Source organism: Streptomyces sp. NPDC107562 (genome assembly GCF_055657325.1).
In genome coordinates this window covers 189,228-208,035 of record NZ_JBVKBE010000013.1, presented here as the reverse complement: position 1 = coordinate 208,035, position 18,808 = coordinate 189,228, and the positions used below count along the sequence as shown (strand labels likewise).

The 18,808-nt window shown below is 72.7% G+C and carries 15 protein-coding genes and 1 pseudogene; 7 read left to right on the top strand and 9 right to left on the bottom strand.

All coding sequences use genetic code 11. From position 1 onward, the window contains the following. The first annotated feature begins 298 nt into the window (after positions 1-298). Complete coding sequence (locus tag ACZ7LV_RS30255) at positions 299-985, top strand: response regulator (protein ID WP_471943939.1); 687 nt, start codon at positions 299-301, stop codon at positions 983-985. A gap of 75 nt (positions 986-1,060) precedes the next feature. Continuing rightward, positions 1,061-2,104: a phosphotransferase gene (locus ACZ7LV_RS30250; protein WP_471943937.1), complete on the top strand. Its 1,044-nt coding sequence runs from the start codon at positions 1,061-1,063 to the stop codon at positions 2,102-2,104. A 102-nt stretch (positions 2,105-2,206) separates the two neighbouring features. On the opposite strand, the gene ACZ7LV_RS30245 is transcribed toward ACZ7LV_RS30250, so the two are convergent. Beyond that, complete coding sequence (locus ACZ7LV_RS30245; protein WP_471943935.1) at positions 2,207-3,784, bottom strand: protein kinase domain-containing protein; 1,578 nt, start codon at positions 3,782-3,784, stop codon at positions 2,207-2,209. A gap of 336 nt (positions 3,785-4,120) precedes the next feature. Here ACZ7LV_RS30245 and ACZ7LV_RS30240 point away from each other — a divergent pair, with 336 nt between their 5' ends. Beyond that, a complete protein-coding gene (locus ACZ7LV_RS30240) occupies positions 4,121-5,773 on the top strand; it encodes a Stk1 family PASTA domain-containing Ser/Thr kinase (RefSeq protein WP_471943933.1) in 1,653 nt (550 codons plus the stop codon). A 128-nt stretch (positions 5,774-5,901) separates the two neighbouring features. Here the strand turns inward: ACZ7LV_RS30240 and ACZ7LV_RS30235 are convergent, their stop codons facing one another. Continuing rightward, positions 5,902-6,441 carry a bacterial proteasome activator family protein gene (locus ACZ7LV_RS30235; RefSeq protein WP_401675222.1) on the bottom strand — a complete coding sequence of 180 codons (540 nt, stop codon included), beginning with the start codon at positions 6,439-6,441 and terminating at the stop codon, positions 5,902-5,904. Positions 6,442-6,621: 180 nt separating this feature from the next. On the opposite strand from ACZ7LV_RS30235, the gene ACZ7LV_RS30230 reads away from it, so the two are divergent. Next, positions 6,622-7,080 (top strand): hypothetical protein, encoded by a 459-nt coding sequence (locus ACZ7LV_RS30230; RefSeq protein ID WP_471943932.1) that lies wholly within the window; start codon positions 6,622-6,624, stop codon positions 7,078-7,080. Between the two features lie 86 nt (positions 7,081-7,166). Here the strand turns inward: ACZ7LV_RS30230 and ACZ7LV_RS30225 are convergent, their stop codons facing one another. Continuing rightward, positions 7,167-8,147, bottom strand: a complete 981-nt coding sequence (locus tag ACZ7LV_RS30225; protein WP_471943930.1) for an NAD(P)H-quinone oxidoreductase — start codon at positions 8,145-8,147, stop codon at positions 7,167-7,169. A gap of 146 nt (positions 8,148-8,293) precedes the next feature. Here ACZ7LV_RS30225 and ACZ7LV_RS30220 point away from each other — a divergent pair, with 146 nt between their 5' ends. Continuing rightward, positions 8,294-9,328 carry an ATP-binding cassette domain-containing protein gene (locus ACZ7LV_RS30220; protein WP_471943928.1) on the top strand — a complete coding sequence of 345 codons (1,035 nt, stop codon included), beginning with the start codon at positions 8,294-8,296 and terminating at the stop codon, positions 9,326-9,328. Next, positions 9,325-10,173, top strand: coding sequence for an ABC transporter permease (locus ACZ7LV_RS30215; protein ID WP_471943926.1), 849 nt, complete (start codon positions 9,325-9,327; stop codon positions 10,171-10,173). The genes ACZ7LV_RS30220 and ACZ7LV_RS30215 overlap by 4 nt, the downstream gene beginning before the upstream one ends. Before the next feature lie 345 nt (positions 10,174-10,518). Here ACZ7LV_RS30215 and ACZ7LV_RS30210 read toward each other — a convergent pair. Continuing rightward, positions 10,519-11,181 (bottom strand): annotated as a pseudogene (locus tag ACZ7LV_RS30210) (potassium channel family protein); the annotation flags it as partial. A 145-nt stretch (positions 11,182-11,326) separates the two neighbouring features. Here ACZ7LV_RS30210 and ACZ7LV_RS30205 point away from each other — a divergent pair. Then, positions 11,327-12,436: a potassium channel family protein gene (locus tag ACZ7LV_RS30205; protein WP_471943924.1), complete on the top strand. Its 1,110-nt coding sequence runs from the start codon at positions 11,327-11,329 to the stop codon at positions 12,434-12,436. Between the two features lie 19 nt (positions 12,437-12,455). Here the strand turns inward: ACZ7LV_RS30205 and ACZ7LV_RS30200 are convergent, their stop codons facing one another. Genes ACZ7LV_RS30200 through pdhA form a run of 5 tightly spaced genes read right to left on the bottom strand, consistent with a single transcriptional unit; the run spans position 12,456 to position 18,659 of the window. Next, positions 12,456-14,003 (bottom strand): molybdopterin molybdotransferase MoeA, encoded by a 1,548-nt coding sequence (locus ACZ7LV_RS30200; protein ID WP_471943922.1) that lies wholly within the window; start codon positions 14,001-14,003, stop codon positions 12,456-12,458. Next, a complete protein-coding gene (locus ACZ7LV_RS30195) occupies positions 14,000-14,908 on the bottom strand; it encodes an NTP transferase domain-containing protein (protein WP_471943921.1) in 909 nt (302 codons plus the stop codon). The genes ACZ7LV_RS30200 and ACZ7LV_RS30195 overlap by 4 nt, the downstream gene beginning before the upstream one ends. Before the next feature lie 54 nt (positions 14,909-14,962). Continuing rightward, the gene (locus ACZ7LV_RS30190; protein WP_471943919.1) at positions 14,963-16,522 is read right to left on the bottom strand and encodes a dihydrolipoamide acetyltransferase family protein; all 1,560 of its coding nucleotides are present in this window, start codon (positions 16,520-16,522) and stop codon (positions 14,963-14,965) included. Further along, positions 16,522-17,526: an alpha-ketoacid dehydrogenase subunit beta gene (locus tag ACZ7LV_RS30185; RefSeq protein ID WP_401675198.1), complete on the bottom strand. Its 1,005-nt coding sequence runs from the start codon at positions 17,524-17,526 to the stop codon at positions 16,522-16,524. The genes ACZ7LV_RS30190 and ACZ7LV_RS30185 overlap by 1 nt, the downstream gene beginning before the upstream one ends. Continuing rightward, complete coding sequence (gene pdhA / locus ACZ7LV_RS30180) at positions 17,523-18,659, bottom strand: pyruvate dehydrogenase (acetyl-transferring) E1 component subunit alpha (protein WP_401675195.1); 1,137 nt, start codon at positions 18,657-18,659, stop codon at positions 17,523-17,525. Before pdhA ends, ACZ7LV_RS30185 begins: the two co-directional genes overlap by 4 nt. Positions 18,660-18,808 lie beyond the last annotated feature (149 nt).

The following is an 18,808-nucleotide window of genomic DNA, read 5'->3' as shown; positions in this document are numbered from 1 at the left end:
CCCCGGGATTGCCGGGAAAGCCAGTGCGGCTCACCTGTTCCGTTCCCGTGCACGGGGTGGGTGCCGCTCGGCCGGAACAGGCGTGACAGGTGCCCCGGCGAGCGCCCTGCAACAGTCACGTTACCCAGTGCTCCACATTTCTGTGAAACCCCTCTTGACCTGCGTTTTTGCTTGGAAATCCAAGTAAATCGAAAAGCCGGGGAGGGGGCCCTGGTCACAGCCTTGCAGGGGGCCGGAACACCGGCACGTTATCCCGCTCACCCAGCTCTCGGGAAGAGCTGTATGTGAGACTGACCTCGTGCGCGAAAACCGAAAAATACGGGTATTTCTGCTCGACGACCACGAGGTCGTCCGGCGTGGCGTGCACGAGCTCCTCTCGGTCGAGGGCGACATCGAGGTGGTGGGCGAGGCCGGCACGGCCGCCGACGCGCTGGTGCGGATCCCGGCCACCCGGCCGGACGTCGCGGTGCTGGACGTACGCCTGCCCGACGGCAGCGGCGTCGAGGTGTGCCGCGAGATCCGCTCCCGGGACGACACGGTCGGGTGCCTGATGCTGACGTCCTTCGCCGACGACGAGGCCCTCTTCGCGGCGGTCGTGGCGGGCGCGTCCGGGTATCTGCTGAAGGCCGTGCGCGGCGACGAGCTGCTGTCGGCCGTGCGGGCGGTGGCGGCCGGGAAGTCCCTGCTGGACCCCGTGGCGACGGCCCGGGTGCGGGAGCGGCTGCGCGACGGCGGGAGCGCTACCGAGGACGACGAGCGGCTGACACGGCTCACCGCCCAGGAGCGCCGCATTCTCGAACTGATCGGCGAGGGACTCACCAACCGGCAGATCGGCGGGCAACTGCACCTCGCCGAAAAGACGATCAAGAACTACGTGTCGAGCCTGCTCGCCAAACTCGGAATGCAGAGGCGTTCCCAGGCCGCGGCATACGTCGCGCGCATGCAGGCCGGGAAACAGTGGCCGCCTTTGTCGCCCCACTTGTGACCGAAAGCGACCGCCGACGACTTCCTGTGACAACGCCCAGCTCACGCGCCTGAATCGTGCCCTAGCATCTGCCGCGTGCCGCGCCCTTGTGTACCACCCCCCGCACCCCACGCGCCCCCGCTGGGCGCCCTGCTGCGCCAGTACGCCGCCGGTTCCGCCGTCGCCTGCGACCCCGTCGACCAGGGCCTGCTCAACCGGGGCTACCGGCTCTGCACCACCCGCGGCCGCTACTTCCTCAAGCACCACTTCGACCCCGACACCGCCGACCCGGCCGCCATCGAACGCCGGCACCGGGCCACCCAGCGGCTGGCGGACCTGGGCGTCCCGGTGGCCCCGCCGCTGGCCGGGCGCGACGGGCGCACGGTCGCGGTGGTGGGCGGCCACGCGTACGCCCTGCACCCGTGGATCGACGGGCGGCACCGGCACGGCGGGCAGCTCAGCACCGGGCAGTGCGCCCGCCTCGGAGCCCTGCTGGGCGCGGTCCACGCGACGCTGGAGCGCGTGATGCCGCCGAAGGGGCGCACCGCCCCGGCGACCAGTCCGCATCCCGTGGAGAGCGCCGACCCCGCGAAGACGTTCGACCTCATCGACGACCTCCTCGCGCGCGTGCGCCGGCACCGTCCCGCCGACTCCTTCGACGAGCTGGCCCGGCACCGGCTCCTGGAGCGGCGCGCGCTGCTGGAGCGGCACGCCGACCGGCGTCCCCCGCGCGGGGGCTCGGTGGGCTGGGTGCACGGCGACTTCCACCCGTTCAACCTGCTCTACCGGGGGGACGCGCCGGCCGCGATCGTCGACTGGGACCGGCTCGGGGTCCAGCCCCGCGCCGAGGAGGCCGTACGCGCCGCCGCGATCTTCTTCGTACGGCCCGGCGGCACCCTCGACCTGCCGAAGGTACGGGCGTACGCGCGCGCGTACCTGCGCACGGCCGGCGCCACGCCCTCGGAGCTCGCCGCGGCGGTGCACCGGGTGTGGTGGGAGCGGCTGAACGACTTCTGGATGCTCCGCTGGCACTACGAGCGCGGCGACACCCGTGCCGATCCCCAGTTCCCGGCGGCGTCCGCGCTGGCCGTGTGGTGGACACGGCAGTACGAGGCGGTGTGCGGGGCGTTCGTGGACTGAGCCGGGAGGCGGCGCCGCCGGCCTCGGCAACGGCCGCGCGCGTGGGCCCGGTCGGGCCGCACGCGCGCGTGGTGGGGTCTTCGGTGGGGGAAGGCCGGTGGATCAGCCGCCCGTGGTGCCCTCGGTGAGGCCCTCGATCGTGCCGCCCGTGGGCTCCTCCGTCGGCTCCTGCGGTTCCGAGGGCTCCGGGTCCGAGGGCTCCGGGTCCGAGGGCTCCGTGGCCGTCGGCTCCGGGTCGGTCGTCCCGGGGTCCGTCGGCTCGTCGGTCGGAGTGTCGGAGGGGGTGTACGACGGGGTGTACGACGGCGGGTTCTCGCCCCATCCGGAGCCCGAGTTGTCGCCCTCGTCCTCGGTGGACGTGTCCGTGGACTCGTCGCTCGCCTTGTCGCTGGGCGTCTCGTTCGACGTCTCCTTGTCGTCGGTCTGCGAGCTGGTCGGCGTCGGCTTCGTGCCCGTACCGCCCTGTTCGCCACCGCCGTTGTTCAGCGCGAGCGCGACCCCGGCCGAGATCGCGATCACCGCGAGCACCGCGAGGATCCACAGCTTGCCGCGGCCGCTGCCCCGGTTGCCCTGGCCCTCGAAACCGCCGTCGTCACGGCCGCCGTTGCCGGGGATCATCGGCTGCGGGATCTGCGCGGTGCCCTCGGCCGAGTGCGGCAGCACGGCGGTGCCCGCCATGCCCATCGCCGGGGTCTTCCCGGAGTCGTGCCCGGTGACCGGGCCGGTGTTCCAGGTGCCCGTGTGGGGACCCTGGTCGTAGAGCATCTGCAGGCCGTACTGGACCAGCCCGCGCATCTCCTCGGCGGTCTGGAAACGGTCGTCGGGCTCCTTCGCGAGCGAGCGCATGACCAGGCCGTCCAGCTCCGGAGGGCAGCCCTCGTGGATCCCGGACGGCGGGTTCGGGATGTCCTGGACGTGCTGGTAGACCACCGACAGCGGGGTCTCACCGACGAACGGCGGGCGCAGCGCGAGGAGTTCGTACAGCAGGCAGCCCGTCGCGTACAGGTCGGAGCGGTGGTCGACGGCCTTGCCGAGCGCCTGCTCCGGGGAGAGGTACTGCGGGGTGCCCATGACCATGCCGGTCTGCGTCATCGTCGTGGACGCGCCGTGCAGGGCGCGGGCGATGCCGAAGTCCATGACCTTCACGGCGCCGTTGTTCGTGATGATGACGTTCGCCGGCTTGATGTCGCGGTGCACGATGCCGTGCTGGTGCGAGTAGGCGAGCGCCTCCAGGACGCCGGACACGATGATCAGCGCCTGCTCCGGGCCGGGGGCCTCGGCGTTGTGCAGCAGATCGCGGATGGTGCGGCCCTCGACCAGCTCCATCACGATGTACGGCACCGACTGGCCGCCCACGAAGTCCTCGCCGGAGTCGTACACGGCGACGATGGCGTGGTGGTTGAGGCCGGCCACCGACTGTGCCTCACGCGTGAAGCGGGCCTTGGACACCGGGTCCTCGGCGAGGTCCGCGCGCAGCAGTTTGACCGCCACGGTGCGCCCGAGGCGCACGTCCTCGGCCGCGAACACCTCGGCCATGCCGCCCCGGCCGAGTCTGCCGGTCAGCCGGTACCGGCCGTCCCCGACAAGTCCGCCGTTACCCCACATCTCCGGCGCATCTGACATTCCGCCGCCAGTCGCCTCGGGGTCGGACGGGCCCTGAGCGCGCTGCTGCTGTGCCATCGGTCCTCGCCGTCGTTTCTGCCCGCGGTGCGCGCGGTGTTGTTACGGTCTCCGTCGGCCACGCTACAGCCTTCGCGCAAGCCGCCGGTCCGAGATGGATACAGGGACCGGTCCAGGACGGACGGGCCGTCGAACCGGTCATGAAACCCTCGTGCCGTCGCGTCGTGCAAATCCTGTGTACCGGCGGTACGGCCGCTGTAACGCTTCCGCGACGCTTCTTTCGCGTACGGTCACGGAACGGGCACCGAGCTTGACGTGTCGGTGCCCTGGGGCAGACTTGGCCGGGAATAGCACTTTCGATCAACGGCGCCTCAAGGCCCACGGGGGATACGGAACATGAGCCAGGACGGCGCACAGGGCCGGTACACGGGGCGGGCACTCGCCGGTGGCCGGTATCAGCTGCGTGACTTGCTCGGCCAGGGCGGCATGGCCTCGGTGCACCTCGCTTACGACGCCGTGCTGGACCGTCAGGTCGCGATCAAGACCCTGCACACCGAGCTGGGCCGCGAGCAGGCGTTCCGCGAACGCTTCCGCCGCGAGGCGCAGGCCGTGGCCAAGCTCACGCACACCAACATCGTCTCGGTCTTCGACACCGGCGAGGACGACCTCGACGGTCTGACGACGCCCTACATCGTCATGGAGTACGTCGAGGGCCGTCCGCTCGGCTCCGTGCTCGACGAGGACGTGCGGCGGGCCGGGGCGATGCCCGCGGACAAGGCGCTGAAGGTCACCGCCGACGTGCTCGCCGCGCTGGAGATCAGCCACGAGATGGGCCTGGTCCACCGGGACATCAAGCCGGGCAACGTCATGGTGACCAAGCGCGGTGTGGTCAAGGTCATGGACTTCGGCATCGCCCGCGCCATGCAGTCCGGCGTCACGTCGATGACGCAGACCGGCATGGTCGTCGGCACCCCGCAGTACCTCTCGCCGGAGCAGGCGCTCGGCCGCGGCGTCGACGCCCGCTCCGACCTGTACTCGGTCGGCATCATGCTCTTCCAACTGGTCACCGGACGGCTGCCGTTCGACGCCGACTCACCTCTCGCCATCGCGTACGCGCATGTGCAGGAGGAACCCGCCGCCGCGTCCTCGATCAACCGCGCGCTGCCCCCGGCCGTGGACGCGCTGATCGCCCGCGCGCTGAAGAAGAACCCGAACGAGCGCTTCCCGACGGCCGAGGCCATGCGCGACGAGTGCCTGCGGGTGGCGGCGTCCTTCCAGGCGGCCCCGCCGAGCATCGTGCCGGGCGCACCGACGCAGAGCGGCGCGGGCGTCGGCTCCGCGGTGTTCCCGCCGGTCGACCAGACGACCGGGGCGCCGCCGCACGGCAGCGTGCAGACCCCGTACCAGCCCCACCCGACGCCCCATCCGTACGGCACTCCGACGCCCAACCCGGCGCCCTCGCCCGCGTACGGCTACCCGCAGCAGGGCGGCTACCCGACGCCGCACGCCGCGTACGGGCCGCAGCCGACGTCGAGCACGCCGCCGCCGTACAACCTCACGCCGCAGTCGCAGACGCCCACGGGCGGCGGCCGGAGCAACAAGTCGGTGATCATCGCTTCGGTCGTCGTCGCCGCGCTCGCGGTCGGCGGCCTGGTCACGGCCCTCGCGCTGAACGGCGGCGACAAGGACGACAAGGGTGGCGGGGGCGGCGGCGGCCGGACCAGCTCCTCGGCGTCGTCGACCGAGGTCCCGGGCTACCGGGGGCCGGACCCGTCGAAGACGATCGAGAAGGAGGAGTGCTCGGAACCGGAGGAGGCGTACAACGACCCCGAGAAGATCCGGATTCCGAACTTCCAGTTCAAGAACCTCACCTCGGTCAGGGAGTGCCTCCAGGCCGCGGGCTGGCAGCTGAAGACCAAAGAGGTCGACGAGAACACCTACGGCAAGGACGCCGTCATGAACCAGTTCCCGTCCGCGGGGACGGACGTGGACCCGGAGGACATGCCGGAGATCCTGCTGGAGGTCTCGACGGGGTACCCGCCGTCCTGAGCCGTCGCCACCGGACGACGGTGTCGCCACCGGACGACGGTGGAGACGCAAGAGACGCAGGAGCGGGAAAAGAGGAAGGGCCCGGCGGATGCCGGGCCCTTTTTGCGGTGTCCTGCGGGGTGCGGCGCCTAGAGGTACGGGCCGCCCGAGCGGCCGACCGTCCGGGGGTCGTCGCCTTCCTGGCCGATGCCGGGCGGCAGCGCGCGCCGCATCTGCTCCAACTGGGCGCGCGCCGCCATCTGCTGGGCGAACAGCGTGGTCTGGATCCCGTGGAACAGGCCCTCCAGCCAGCCGACCAGCTGGGCCTGCGCGATCCGCAGTTCGGCGTCGCTGGGCGTTCCCTCGTCGGTGAACGGCAGGGAGAGCCGCTCCAGCTCCTCCACGAGCTCCGGCGCCAGGCCGTCCTCCAGCTCCTTCACCGAGCTGGCGTGGATCTCCTTGAGCCGGACCCGGCTGGCCTCGTCCAGAGGAGCCGCGCGCACCTCCTCGAGCAGCTGCTTGATCATGCTGCCGATCCGCATCACCTTGGCCGGCTGCTCGACCTGCTCGGTCAACGGAGTCTCATGGGAGTCGTCGTCCCCGCCGCCGCCGAGTGCCATGCCGTCCTGGCCCACGACCAGGATCTTCTGGGCGTTCTCCGACGACCGTTCGTTCCTCGGCATCTCCATGCCGTCATTCTCTCGCACCCGTCCACCTCATCACCGAGGCGGCCCCCCTCGCAGGGTGATCCACAGATGACGCCCCTTCGTTACGTCCGCTCGGCGGCGCCCGGAATGCCGGGTTCCTAGGGTGATGTGAGGCTTGTGCCGTCGATTGTGGCGATCTGTTTGCGGGAGGGGGTCACCGACGTGACTCCAGGACGGCGCGCGAGGCGGGCGGCGGCAGCGGTGTCGGTGGTGGCGCTGAGCACGGTGCTGCTCGCGTGCGGCCCCGTGGCCTCGTACGGAACGGCCGGGTCCTCGTACGACAGGGACGAACCGTCCGCCGCCCCGTCCCCCTCTGCTTCCGGCTCCGTGGCCCCGAGCTGGGCCGGCAGCAGGGCCGGGGAGGGGCGGCTGCGCCCGGGACGGCCCGAGGAGCCCGGGACGGAGACCGCGCCCCCGAGCCGGAGCGGCACCGCCGACAAGGGGTCCGCGTCCCCGTCGGCGTCCGAACCCGGGACGGACGAGGACGTGCAGGCCGTACCGGACGCCGACCCATCCGGACCGGTGCTGCGGATCCTGCCGCTGGGCAGCGGACTGGTACTCATCGGCCTGGGCCTGGGCATCGCCTTCGTGGCGCTGCGGGTGCGCCGGGTGCGGGGGTGAGGCGCGACGGTCTCGACGGTGTGCGGCGCGAGGGCCCCGCAAGGGCGCGGCGCGAAGGCCCCGAGGCTGCGGCTCGGGGCCGTTCGTCACGCCGTGACCAGCAGGATCTTGCCGATGTGACCGCTCTCCTCCAGCAGGCGGTGGGCTTCGGGGGCCTCCCGCATCGGCAGCTCGCGGTCGACGACCGGGCGGACCTGGCCGGATGCGAGCAGCGGCCAGACGTGCTCGCGGACGGCCGCCACGATGGCCGCCTTCTCACCGAGCGGGCGGGCCCGCAGCGAGGTCGCGCTGATCGCGGCGCGCTTGGCGAGCAGCGCACCGATGTTCAGCTCGGCCTTGACGCCGCCCTGCATGCCGATGATGGCCAGCCGGCCGTTGACGGCCAGTGCCTGGACGTTGCGGTCGAGGTACTTGGCGCCCATGTTGTCGAGGATGACGTCGGCACCCTCGCCCGCCGTGGCCTGCCGGATCTCCTCGACGAAGTCCTGTTCGCGGTAGTTGATCAGGATGTCGGCGCCCAGCTCGGCGCAGCGCTCCAGCTTCTCCTTGGTGCCCGCCGTCACGGCGACCTTGACGCCGGCGGCCTTGGCGAGCTGGATCGCCATGGTGCCGATGCCGCTGGAGCCGCCGTGCACGAGGAGGGTCTCCCCGGGGCGCAGGTGGGACACCATGAAGACGTTCGACCAGACCGTGCAGGTCACCTCGGGCAGTGCCGCCGCCTGCCGGACGTCGAGGCCGGCGGGCACGGGCAGCAGCTGACCGGCCGGAACGGCGACCTTCTCGGCGTACCCACCGCCGGAGAGCAGCGCGCACACCTCGTCTCCGACGGCCCAGCCGGAGACGCCGGCGCCGAGCGCGACGATCCGGCCGGAGCACTCAAGGCCCGGATAGGGGGACGCGCCGGCCGGCGGGTTGTAGTGGCCCTGACGTTGCAGGACGTCGGCACGGTTGACGGCGCCGGCCACCACCTCGACCAGCACCTCGCCCTCCTGGGCGACCGGATCCGGGACCTCGTCCCACACCAGCGCCTCGGGCCCACCAGGTTCGGGAATCGTGATCGCATGCATGAGGGGGACGCTACTCCTCCGTCTTCGGGCCGGGCCGACACCGCCGTCGGTCCGGTTCGCCGACAAATCCCTGCGCGACCGATGAGTTTGCGCGACGGTAAAGGTCTCCTCATGCGTTACCCAAGTACGGGGAAGGACAACACACCATGAGCCAGCAGACGCCCGGTCTGGCCATCGAGACCGCGGGCCTGGTGAAGACGTTCGGCGACACGAGGGCCGTCGACGGCGTCGACCTGGCCGTTCCCACCGGAACGGTGTACGGCGTCCTCGGTCCCAACGGCGCCGGGAAGACCACCACCGTGAAGATGCTCGCCACCCTGCTGCGGCCGGACGGCGGCGAGGCCCATGTCTTCGGCCACGACGTCGTCCGCGAGGCGGACGAGGTACGCGGCCGGGTCAGTCTGACCGGGCAGTACGCGTCCGTGGACGAGGACCTGACCGGCACCGAGAACCTCGTGCTGCTCGGTCGCCTCCTCGGTCACCCGAAGAAGGCCGCGCGGGAGCGCGCCGCCCAGCTGCTGGAGGCGTTCGGACTTGCCGAGGCGGCCGCGAAGCAGGTCAAGAACTACTCCGGCGGCATGCGGCGCCGCATCGACATCGCCGCGTCCATCCTGAACACGCCCGACCTGCTGTTCCTGGACGAGCCGACCACGGGCCTCGACCCGCGCAGCCGCAACCAGGTGTGGGACATCGTGCGCGCGGTCGTCGCCCAGGGCACGACGGTGCTGCTGACCACGCAGTACCTGGACGAGGCCGACCAGCTGGCCTCCCGGATCGCCGTCATCGACCGGGGCAAGGTCATCGCCGAGGGCACCAAGGGCGAGCTGAAGGCGTCCGTCGGTGCCGGCTCCGTGCATCTACGGCTGCGCGAGGCGGAGCAGCGGCCGGAGGCCTCGCGGGTGCTGCGGCAGGTGCTCAGGGCGGACGTCCAGCTGGAGCCGGACCCGGTGGCGCTGACCGCGCGCGTCGGAGCCGAGGGCGCGGACGGCCGGGGCGCCGCCGAGCAGGCCGCCGCGGCGCTCGCCGAACTGGCCCGCGCCGGTGTCGTGGTCGACAACTTCTCCCTCGGCCAGCCGAGCCTGGACGAGGTCTTCCTCGCCCTCACCGGACACGACACCCAGGCGCACGACGCGCCGCAGGCCCACGACGGACACGACGCGAAGGACGGGGCAGCCGCATGAGCACCGCGACCAGCACCGAGACCAAGGAACTCGCCCCCGTCAGCACCGAGTCGCTGGCCGCCCTGCTGGTGGCCAAGGAGCGGCCACCCCGGCCGAGCGCCCTGTCGGCGTCACTGACCTTCGGCTGGCGGTCGATCCTGAAGATCAAGCACGTACCGGAGCAGCTCTTCGACGTCACCGCCTTCCCGATCATGATGGTGCTGATGTACACGTACCTGTTCGGCGGGGCGCTGGCCGGTTCGCCGAAGGAGTACATCCAGTTCCTGCTGCCGGGCATCCTCGTGATGTCGGTCGTGATGATCACGATGTACACGGGCGTCTCGGTCAACACGGACATCGAGAAGGGCGTCTTCGACCGGTTCCGCAGCCTGCCGATCTGGCGGCCGGCGACCATGGTCGGCTATCTGCTCGGCGACGCGCTGCGCTACTCCATCGCGTCCGTGGTGATGCTGACGGTCGGCATGATCCTCGGCTACCGGCCGGACGGCGGCGTCGGCGGGGTGCTCGCCGGGATCGCGCTGCTGGTGGTCTTCTCGTTCGCGTTCTCGTGGATCTGGACGATGTTCGGGCTGATGCTGCGGACCGAGAAGTCGGTGATGGGCGTCAGCATGATGGTGATCTTCCCGCTGACCTTCCTGTCCAACGTCTTCGTCGACCCGCGGACGATGCCGGGCTGGCTCCAGGCCTTCGTCAATAACAGCCCGGTCACCCACCTGGCGTCCGCGGTGCGGGGCCTGATGGGCGGCGACTGGCCCGCCGACGAGGTCGCCTGGACGCTGGGCTGGACGGGCCTGTTCATCCTGGTCTTCGGACCGATCACGATGCGGCTGTACAACCGCAAGTAGCCAGGACTCCGCGGGCAGAGGATTCCGTAACCGCTACGGGCTTTCCCTGTCCGCGTCGTGCGGTGTCTCCGGCCCAGGGGTCCCTGGCTTCTCCGTCCCCGGCTTCTCCGTCCCCGCGGGGCGTGGCTTCTGGGGGGCGGCGGTGCGGGGGGTCTTCGGGCCCTCCGTCCGGGGCCTGTCCGGTGCCGCGGTCCGTGTCCTGTCGGATGCGGCGGAGGGCCGGGGCCGGTCGGACGCCGAGGTCCGGGGCCTCTCCTGGCCGGTGGTCCGGGGCATCTCGGGGGCGGCGCTGCGCAACGCCGCCTCGGGGGCGGCACCGCGCGGCTTGTCGGAGGTGGGCCGGGGCACGATGGTGATCACACGGTCGGTCAGCTCCAGCGTCCGGACGGCCGGGTCGTCGTAGTGCAGCACCCGGTGCCCGCGCACCACGCTGATCACCAGATCCTCGGTCTCGCGCGGGCTCCTGCCCACCTCCGCCCGGGTCACCGGCCGGTCGACCACGTCCAGCCCGCTGCCCTGCCGGATCAGGTCCTCCATGACCAGCCCCGCGGTGGGACTGAGCACGGACAGCCCGAGCAGCCGCCCGGCGGCACCCGCGCTGGTGATGACCTCGTCGGCACCGGACTGCCGCAGCAGCGGCGCGTTCTCCTCCTCGCGCACCGCGACCACGATCGTCGCGGCCTGGTTGAGCTGGCGGGCCGTCAACGCCACCAGCACGGCCGTGTCGTCCCGCTGGGTGGCGATGATGATCTGCCGCGCCCGCTGCACCTCGGCCCGCTTCAGCACGTCACTTCGGGTCGCGTCCCCGAGCACGGCGTCGTAGCCCTGGGCCGTCGCGGCGTCGACGGCCTTGGCGCTGGGGTCGATCACCACGACCCGGTCCTTGTTCAGCCCCGTGGCGCAGACGGCCTGGATCGCCGCCCGGCCCTTCGTGCCGAAGCCGACGACGACGGTGTGCTCGCGCAAGGAGGACCTCCAGCGGGAATTGCGGGCAGCCGAGCGGGTACGGCTCGGACGTCGGGTCCGACGCTACCCAGCGGCCGGACACGCGCCCACCCCGGTCGGCGTGTCGGGGCGGGGGGCACGACGTCCGCAGCAGGCGCGGTGCGGAACGATGGACCCGACAGCCGGACGGAGCCGCAGGGGGCAAGCCATGAGGGACGACGAGCAGCCGACCACGCGGGGCGCGAGGTCCGCACTGCTGCGGTCCCTGTGGAGCCGCTCGCGCAAGGAGGCCCGCGCCGACGCCGAGGCCGGCCGGTCCATCACCATGCCCGTGCTGAACGTGGTGCCCCCGCTCCAGCAGGTCCTCAAGCGCCTGTTCGTGGCCATACTGGTGCTGGCCCTCACGGTCCTGATCGTCTACCTCGACCGCGCGGGGTACAACGACAACTCCGACGGCTCCGTGGACCTCCTCGACGCCGCTTACTACGCCACCGTCACGCTCTCCACCACCGGCTACGGCGACATCACGCCGGTCAGCGAGACCGCCCGGCTCACCAACATCTTCGTCATCACACCGCTGCGGGTGCTCTTCCTGATCATCCTGGTCGGCACCACGCTGGAGGTGCTCACCGAGCGCACCCGCCAGCAGGTCCGCATCCACCGCTGGCGCGCCCGCACCCGCGACCACGTGGTGGTCGTCGGGTACGGGACCAAGGGCCGACACGCCGTGGAGACCCTGGTCGGCCAGGGCATCGGCAAGGAGCGGATCGTCGTCGTCGACGCCCAGCGCAAGACGGCCGACGCGGCCGGCGACGACGGGCTGGTCGCGGTGACCGGCGACGCCACCCGCTCGGAGACCCTGCTCAAGGCGGAGATCCACCGCGCCACCCGCGTGATCATCGCCCCGCAGCGCGACGAGACGGCCACCCTGATCACTCTCACCGCGCGCCAGCTGAACAAGCACGCCACGATCGTCGCGGCGGTCCGCGAGGACGAGAACGTGCCGCTGCTCAAGCAGAGCGGCGCCGACACCGTCGTGACCAGCTCCAGTTCGGCCGGCCGCCTGCTCGGCACGTTCACCGCCAGCCCCGCCGTGGCCCGGACGCTGGAGGACCTCATGACCCTCGGCAGCGGCATGGACCTCATCGAACGGCCGGTCACCCCGGCCGAGGTGGGTCGGACTCCCCGCGAGTGCGCCGATCTGGTGGTGGCGGTCGTACGGGACCGGAAGATGCTGGGCTACACCGACGGATGGCGGACGGAGCTGCGGGCGGGGGACCGGGTCATCACGGTCAGCCGCCCGGTCACCGTCGCCTGACGGGCCTTCCGCCCATGTTTCACGTGAAACGCCCGCCAGGGGCGTCCGTGGCCCACGGCAGCTGAAGGATCTCCACCGCCTGACCGGGCCGTGCGCCGCCGGGCGGTACGACCGCGAGGGCGTCGGCAACGGCCACGCCACGCAGCATCGCGGGGCCGTTGTAGTGCAGCGGCACCGCGCGCTCGGCGCGCAGGACCACGGGCACGAGCCGTGTGTCGTACGGATGCCCCTGCACCGTGTCCCGCAGGGGCAGCGCGTACGGCTCCCGCGCCGGCCGGGCCGCGAGCGTGCGCAGCAGGGGTTCGGCGAGGGTGAGCAGCCCCGAGACCGCTGCCAGGGGGTTGCCGGGCAGGCCGACGAGGTGCTGGTTCTCCTTGGTGCGGGCCAGCAGCATCGGGTGGCCCGGTCGCACCTTGACGCCGTTGACGAGGAGTTCCGCGCCGCTGCGGCGCAGCGTGGGTTGGACGTGGTCGACGGGGCCGGAGGCGGTGCCGCCGGTGGTGACGACGAGGTCGGCCTCGCTGGCCGTGATCGCCTCGTACAGGGCGTCGGCGTCGTCGCCGATCCTGCGCACGGACGTGACGTCCGCCCCGATCGCCTTCAACCAGGACGGCAGCATGGGACCCAGGGCGTCGCGGATGAGGCCGTCGTGCGGGAGGCCCTCGGTGAGCAGTTCGTCGCCGAGGACGAAGACGTCGGCGCGCGGACGGGGGACGGCGGTGAGGGTGTCGTACCCGGCCGCCGCGGCGAGGCCCAGCACGGCGGGGGTCACAAGGGTGCCGGGGGGCAGCAACTGGTCGCCGCTGCGGCACTCCTGGGCCCGCGGGCGGATGTCCTGACCGTGCCCGAGGTCACGGGTGGCGTGCAGCCTTCCCCGGTCGTCCGTGCGGCCGTGCTCGCTGCGCAGCACGGCGGTGGTGTCGGGCGGGACCCGGGCGCCGGTCGCGATCCGGACGGCCTCGCCGTCGCCGAGGCGCTCGGGTGCGGCGTGGCCCGCGAGGACGCCCTCCTCCTGGACCATCCAGGGTCCTGGTCCGGCGACCGCCCAGCCGTCCATGGCCGAGGTGTCGAAGGACGGGAGGTCGGTGAGGGCGGTGAGCGGAGCGGCCAGGCCGAGGCCGAGCGCGGCGTCGAGGGGGAGCGTGACGGGCGCACCGCGCCGGCCGTTCCTGGCGGCCCGCGTGGCGATCTCGCGGGCCTCGGGCCAGGGTGTGGCCTGGTGATGACGGTCCTGACGGCCGCCGGACCGGGAAGACTCGGAGGGGGCCTGGTGAGGGGCGCCCGGTTCGGAGGTGCGGTCCTGAGGGTGCGGCGCGCGGGCGTCCCGGGCGGAGGCGCTGTCCCGGGCGGAAGCGCTGTCCCGGTGAGGAGCGCTGTCCCGGCGCGAGGCGGCGCCAGGGCCGCCGGTGTCCTCGCGTCGAGGGGCGTCGGCACGGTCAGGTGCGTCGCCCCGGTGACGGGCCTTGTCCCGGTCCTCCTTCACGAGCGCCAGCGCCTCCTCGACGTCCCGGTCCGCGATGCCCCTGCCCCCGACGGCCTCGCCGTCCTGGAGTCCGGGGCCGGTCATCCGGCGTCCGGGCGGGACTCGGTGGAGGGCCCGCCGTCCCCGCCGGAGCCGTCCTCCTCCGCCCACCGCAGCGCCAGCGCGGCGGCCTTGCGGGAGGCCTCGGCGACGGCTTCGGGTCCGCCGCCGGCGCGTGCCGCGGCGTAACCGACGAGGAAGGTCGTCAGCGGTGCCGCGGGGCGTGCCACCCCGTGGGCCGCGTCGCGGGCGAGATCGAGCAGGACACCGGTGTCGACGTCGATGTCGATGCCCAGTTCGTCCTTGACTGCGGAGATCCATTCGTCCAACACGAGCCCATGCTCCCTGATGCGTGATCTGGCAGTGGCGATGTCGTCCCAGGTGTCGCAGTCGAAGGACGCGACGGGGTCGAGGACGCGGGTGAGGCGGAGTTCGGCGGTGAGGAGCCGCAGCGGCAGACCGGTGAGCCCGCCGTGCCGGGCTCCGAGGTGTGCGAGCGTGGCGCGCAGGCGCTCCGCGCGATAGGCGGCCACGAGCGGCTGGTCGCGGCCGTCGGGGTCGGTGAGCAGCACGCCGTCGCCGGTGCCCGCGTCCAGCTCGGCGAGCAGCCCCTTGACCGTGGGCGCGCCGAGGAAGGGCAGGTCCGCGGAGAGGACCACCACCCGGCCGGTGCCTGCTGACGGCAGACCGGCCGCGAGGGCGGCCAGTGGTCCACCGCCCGGCGGGTGCTCACGTGCCCAGGCCACCGGGCGTGCCGTGGGTCTGGGGTCGGCGACGACGACGGTGGTCCGGGCGTCGGCGCAGGCGGCGAGCACCCGGTCCAGCAGCGAGCGGCCGCCCACGCGCACGCCGGGTTTGTCGGCCCCGCCGAGCCGCCGGGCGGCACCGCCGGCGAGCACCACGGCGTCGTAGCCGGGGTCACCGGACGCGGTGCGCTGCTTCTCGCTCACCCCCTGAGTATGGGGTCCGCCGGCCGTCTCAGGGAACGCGGGCGGACCGCCCGATCACAACGTGCGCAGCAGTACCGCCGGCTGTTCCACGCAGTCGGCGACATAGCGCAGGAAACCGCCCGCCGTGCCACCGTCGCACACCCGGTGGTCGAAGGTGAGCGAGAGCTGGACGACCTGGCGCACCGCCAACTCGCCCTCGTGCACCCAGGGCTTGGGGATGATCCGGCCGACGCCGAGCATGGCCGCCTCGGGGTGGTTGATGATCGGTGTGGAGCCGTCGACGCCGAACACTCCGTAGTTGTTCAGCGTGAAGGTGCCGCCGGTCAGATCCGCGGGGGTGAGCCGCCCAGCCCGGCCCGCCTCGGTCAGCCGGGCGAACTCCGCGGTCAGGCCCTCGGCGTCCCGGGTGTGCGCGTCCCGGACGACCGGGACGACCAGTCCCCGCTCGGTCTGCGCGGCGAAGCCCAGGTGCACCTGGTCCAGCCGGACGATCTCCCGGGCCGCCGTGTCCACGGTGGAGTTCAGCTCGGGGAAACGGGCGAGGGCGGCGGTGCAGATCCGGGCCAGCAGCGCGAGCAGGGAGATCTTGGGACCGCCGGACGCGTTCATCGCGGTGCGCGCCCGCATCAGCTCGGTGGCGTCGGCGTCGACCCAGCAGGTCGCATCCGGGATCTCCCGCCGGCTGCGGGAGAGCTTGTCGGCGACGGCGCCCCGGACGCCCTTGAGCGGCACGCGGGTGCCGGAGGTGAGGCCCGAGGTGGTCGGTTCGGCCGTCCGGACGGTGTCCGCCGAAGCGGGGACCGCGACCGGCGCGGCCGGTGCGGGCGTCACCCGGGTCTGCGGACCGGTCTGCGCCGGGGCGAGGCGGCCCTGGGCGGCGGCGGCCCGCAGCGCGTACTCCACGTCCGCGCGCAGGATCAGCCCGTCGGGGCCGGAGCCCGTCAGTTCCCGCAGGTCCAGCCCGTTCTCGCGGGCGAGCCGCCGCACGAGCGGCGAGATCACCGGCAGGGGGCCCTCGCCGCGGCCGCTGTCACCGCTGACGCGGTCGTCGTCCGGGGCTTGTGGTGCCGGGGCGGCGGCCTGGGTGTCCAGGGCCGCCGCGGCCCGCTGGGGAGCTATCGGGACCTGCGGACGCACCCTTCGGCGCCGCGCCGGAGGCGCACCGGTGCCGTAGCCGACGAGGACGTTGCCGGAGCCGCCACCGGAGCGTGCGCCGGAGCCGTTGGCCGAGACCGTACCGGAACCGCCGGAGCCCGAAGGGGAGCCGGGCCCCGCCCCCGGGGCCGAGCCGTTCGCCGCACCGGGAGCGATCTCCACGGCCGCCCCGGAACCGTGGTCCGCGCCCTCGCCGCCCGTGCCGGAGGCCTCCGCGCCCACCGCCACGGTCAGCAGCGGCGCCCCCACCGGGAGTTCGGCGCCCTCCTCACCGAAACGGGCCGTGACCACGCCGCCGTAGGGGCAGGGGACCTCGACCATCGCCTTGGCCGTCTCCACCTCGACGACCGGCTGGTCCACGACGACGACGTCGCCGACCTGCACCAGCCAGCGCACGATCTCCGCCTCGGTGAGTCCTTCTCCGAGGTCGGGGAGCTTGAACTCCAGCACCTGTGCCATCAGCTCTCGGCCTCCCATTGCAGACGCGCCACGGCGTCCAGGATGCGGTCGACGCCAGGAAGATGGTGCCTCTCCAGCATCGGCGGCGGGTAGGGGATGTCGAATCCGGCCACGCGCAGCACCGGCGCCTCCAGATGGTGGAAGCAGCGTTCCGTGACCCGGGCCGCGATCTCGCCGCCCGGTCCGCCGAACCCGCCCGACTCGTGGACGACGACCGCCCGCCCGGTCCGTCGCACCGAGGCCGCGACCGTCTCGTCGTCGAACGGCACCAGCGAGCGCAGGTCGACGACTTCGAGGTCCCATCCCTCGGCCCGGGCCGCCTCGGCGGCTTCGAGGCAGACAGGTACCGACGGGCCGTACGTGATGAGCGTGGCGCTCCGGCCGGAGCGCCGCACCACCGCGCGGCCGATGGGTTCAACGGTCGCCGGCTCCTCCGGGTTCCAGGCGTCCTTCGACCAGTACAGACGCTTGGGTTCCAGGAAGACGACCGGGTCGTCGGAGGCGATGGCGGCGCGCAGCAGACCGTAGGCGTCGGCGACGGTCGCGGGCGTCACGACATGGAGGCCCGGGGTCGCCACGTAGTACGCCTCGGACGAGTCGCTGTGGTGCTCGACGCCGCCGATGCCGCCGCCGTAGGGGACGCGGATGGTGATCGGCAGGGGCATGGCCCCGCGCGTGCGGTTGCGCATCCGCGCCACATGGCTGACGAGCTGTTCGAACGAGGGGTAGGCGAACGCGTCGAACTGCATCTCGACGACCGGCCTGAGCCCGTACATCGCCATGCCGACGGCCGTGCCCAGGATGCCCGCCTCGGCGAGCGGGGTGTCCGTGCAGCGGTCCTCGCCGAACTCCTTGGCGAGCCCGTCGGTGACGCGGAAGACGCCCCCGAGGGTGCCGACGTCCTCGCCCAGGACGTGCACGGACGGGTCGGCGGCCATGGAGTCGCGCAGCGCGCGGGTGAGGGCCTGGGCCATGGTCGCGGGCTTCACGGCAACCGTGGTCATGACAGCTCCTCCTCCTGGCCCGCCTCCAGCTCGGCCCGCAGCAGGGCCTGCTGCTCACGCAGCTGCGGGGTCGGCTCGGCGTAGACGTGGGCGAACAGGTCCATGGGGTCGAGCCCGGGGTCCTGGTTCAGCCGGGCGCGCATGTCGGCGGCGAGCGTCTCGGCGTCCTCGCGCGCGGCGTGCACACCGGCCTCGTCGAGCCAGCCACGCTCGGTCAGCTCCCGCTCCAGGAGCGTGATCGGGTCGTGGTCGCGCCAGGCGTCGAGCTCGGAGTCCGCGCGGTAGCGCTTGTCGTCGTCGGCGTTCGTGTGCGCCTCCAGGCGGTACGTCACCGCCTCGACGAGCGTCGGACCGCCACCCGCGCGCGCGTGCCGCACGGCGTCGGCGAGCACCTCGTGGACCGCGGCGGCGTCGTTCCCGTCGACCAGGCGGCCGGGCATCCCGTACCCGACGGCCTTGTGGGCCAGGGAGGGGGCGGCGGTCTGCTTGGCGAGCGGGACGGAGATCGCGAAGCCGTTGTTCTGGACCAGGAAGACGACCGGTGCGCGCCAGACGGCGGCGAAGTTCAGTGCCTCGTGGAAGTCGCCCTCGCTGGTGCCGCCGTCCCCGACGATCGCGAGCGCGACCACGTCGTCGCCCTTGAGGCGGGCGGCATGAGCGAGCCCGACGGCGTGCGGCAACTGGGTGGCGAGCGGGGTGCACAGGGGGGCGACGCGGTGGGCGTGCGGGTCGTAGCCGGTGTGCCAGTCGCCGCGCAGCAGGGTGAGCGCGTCGACGGGGTCCACCCCGCGGACGACGGCGGCGAGGGTGTCGCGGTAGCTGGGGAAGAGCCAGTCGCGCTCCTCCAGGACCAGCGCGGCGGCGACCTCGCAGGCCTCCTGGCCGGTGCTGGAGGGGTAGACGGCGAGACGGCCCTGCTTGGTGAGGGCGGTCGCCTGCGCGTTGTACCGGCGGCCGCGCACCAGCTGTGCGTACAGCCGGCGCAGCAGCTCGGGGTCGGCCTTGGCGGCGGCCTCGGTGCCGAGCACGCGGTACGGAGCCGCGTCGGGCAGCAGCGGCGTGGGGTCGGTGCGGGGCTGCCAGGCGGGCGGTGGCGACGGCCGATACGCGCCACGCTGCTCCATGACCGTCATGACGGCACCTCCTCGTGGGAGCGGCTTCGGGGAGGCGCGCGTCTGTGATGCGCCTCACCTACCGATTGTTCGGTCGACGGCACATTTTGGCTACAGGCGCCCCAGGGCTGTGGACAAACGGTTCTCCACAACCTGAGATGGACGCATTA

What these genes read in the sequence shown, in the direction of transcription:
- ACZ7LV_RS30245 (WP_471943935.1), bottom strand. Translation starts at nt 3,784, where the DNA reads ATGGCACAGCAGCAGCGCGCTCAGGGCCCGTCCGACCCCGAGGCGACT.
- ACZ7LV_RS30240 (WP_471943933.1), top strand. Translation starts at nt 4,121, where the DNA reads ATGAGCCAGGACGGCGCACAGGGCCGGTACACGGGGCGGGCACTCGCC.
- ACZ7LV_RS30235 (WP_401675222.1), bottom strand. Translation starts at nt 6,441, where the DNA reads ATGGAGATGCCGAGGAACGAACGGTCGTCGGAGAACGCCCAGAAGATC.
- ACZ7LV_RS30225 (WP_471943930.1), bottom strand. Translation starts at nt 8,147, where the DNA reads ATGCATGCGATCACGATTCCCGAACCTGGTGGGCCCGAGGCGCTGGTG.
- ACZ7LV_RS30220 (WP_471943928.1), top strand. Translation starts at nt 8,294, where the DNA reads ATGAGCCAGCAGACGCCCGGTCTGGCCATCGAGACCGCGGGCCTGGTG.
- ACZ7LV_RS30215 (WP_471943926.1), top strand. Translation starts at nt 9,325, where the DNA reads ATGAGCACCGCGACCAGCACCGAGACCAAGGAACTCGCCCCCGTCAGC.
- ACZ7LV_RS30205 (WP_471943924.1), top strand. Translation starts at nt 11,327, where the DNA reads ATGAGGGACGACGAGCAGCCGACCACGCGGGGCGCGAGGTCCGCACTG.
- ACZ7LV_RS30200 (WP_471943922.1), bottom strand. Translation starts at nt 14,003, where the DNA reads ATGACCGGCCCCGGACTCCAGGACGGCGAGGCCGTCGGGGGCAGGGGC.
- ACZ7LV_RS30190 (WP_471943919.1), bottom strand. Translation starts at nt 16,522, where the DNA reads ATGGCACAGGTGCTGGAGTTCAAGCTCCCCGACCTCGGAGAAGGACTC.
- ACZ7LV_RS30185 (WP_401675198.1), bottom strand. Translation starts at nt 17,526, where the DNA reads ATGACCACGGTTGCCGTGAAGCCCGCGACCATGGCCCAGGCCCTCACC.
- pdhA (WP_401675195.1), bottom strand. Translation starts at nt 18,659, where the DNA reads ATGACGGTCATGGAGCAGCGTGGCGCGTATCGGCCGTCGCCACCGCCC.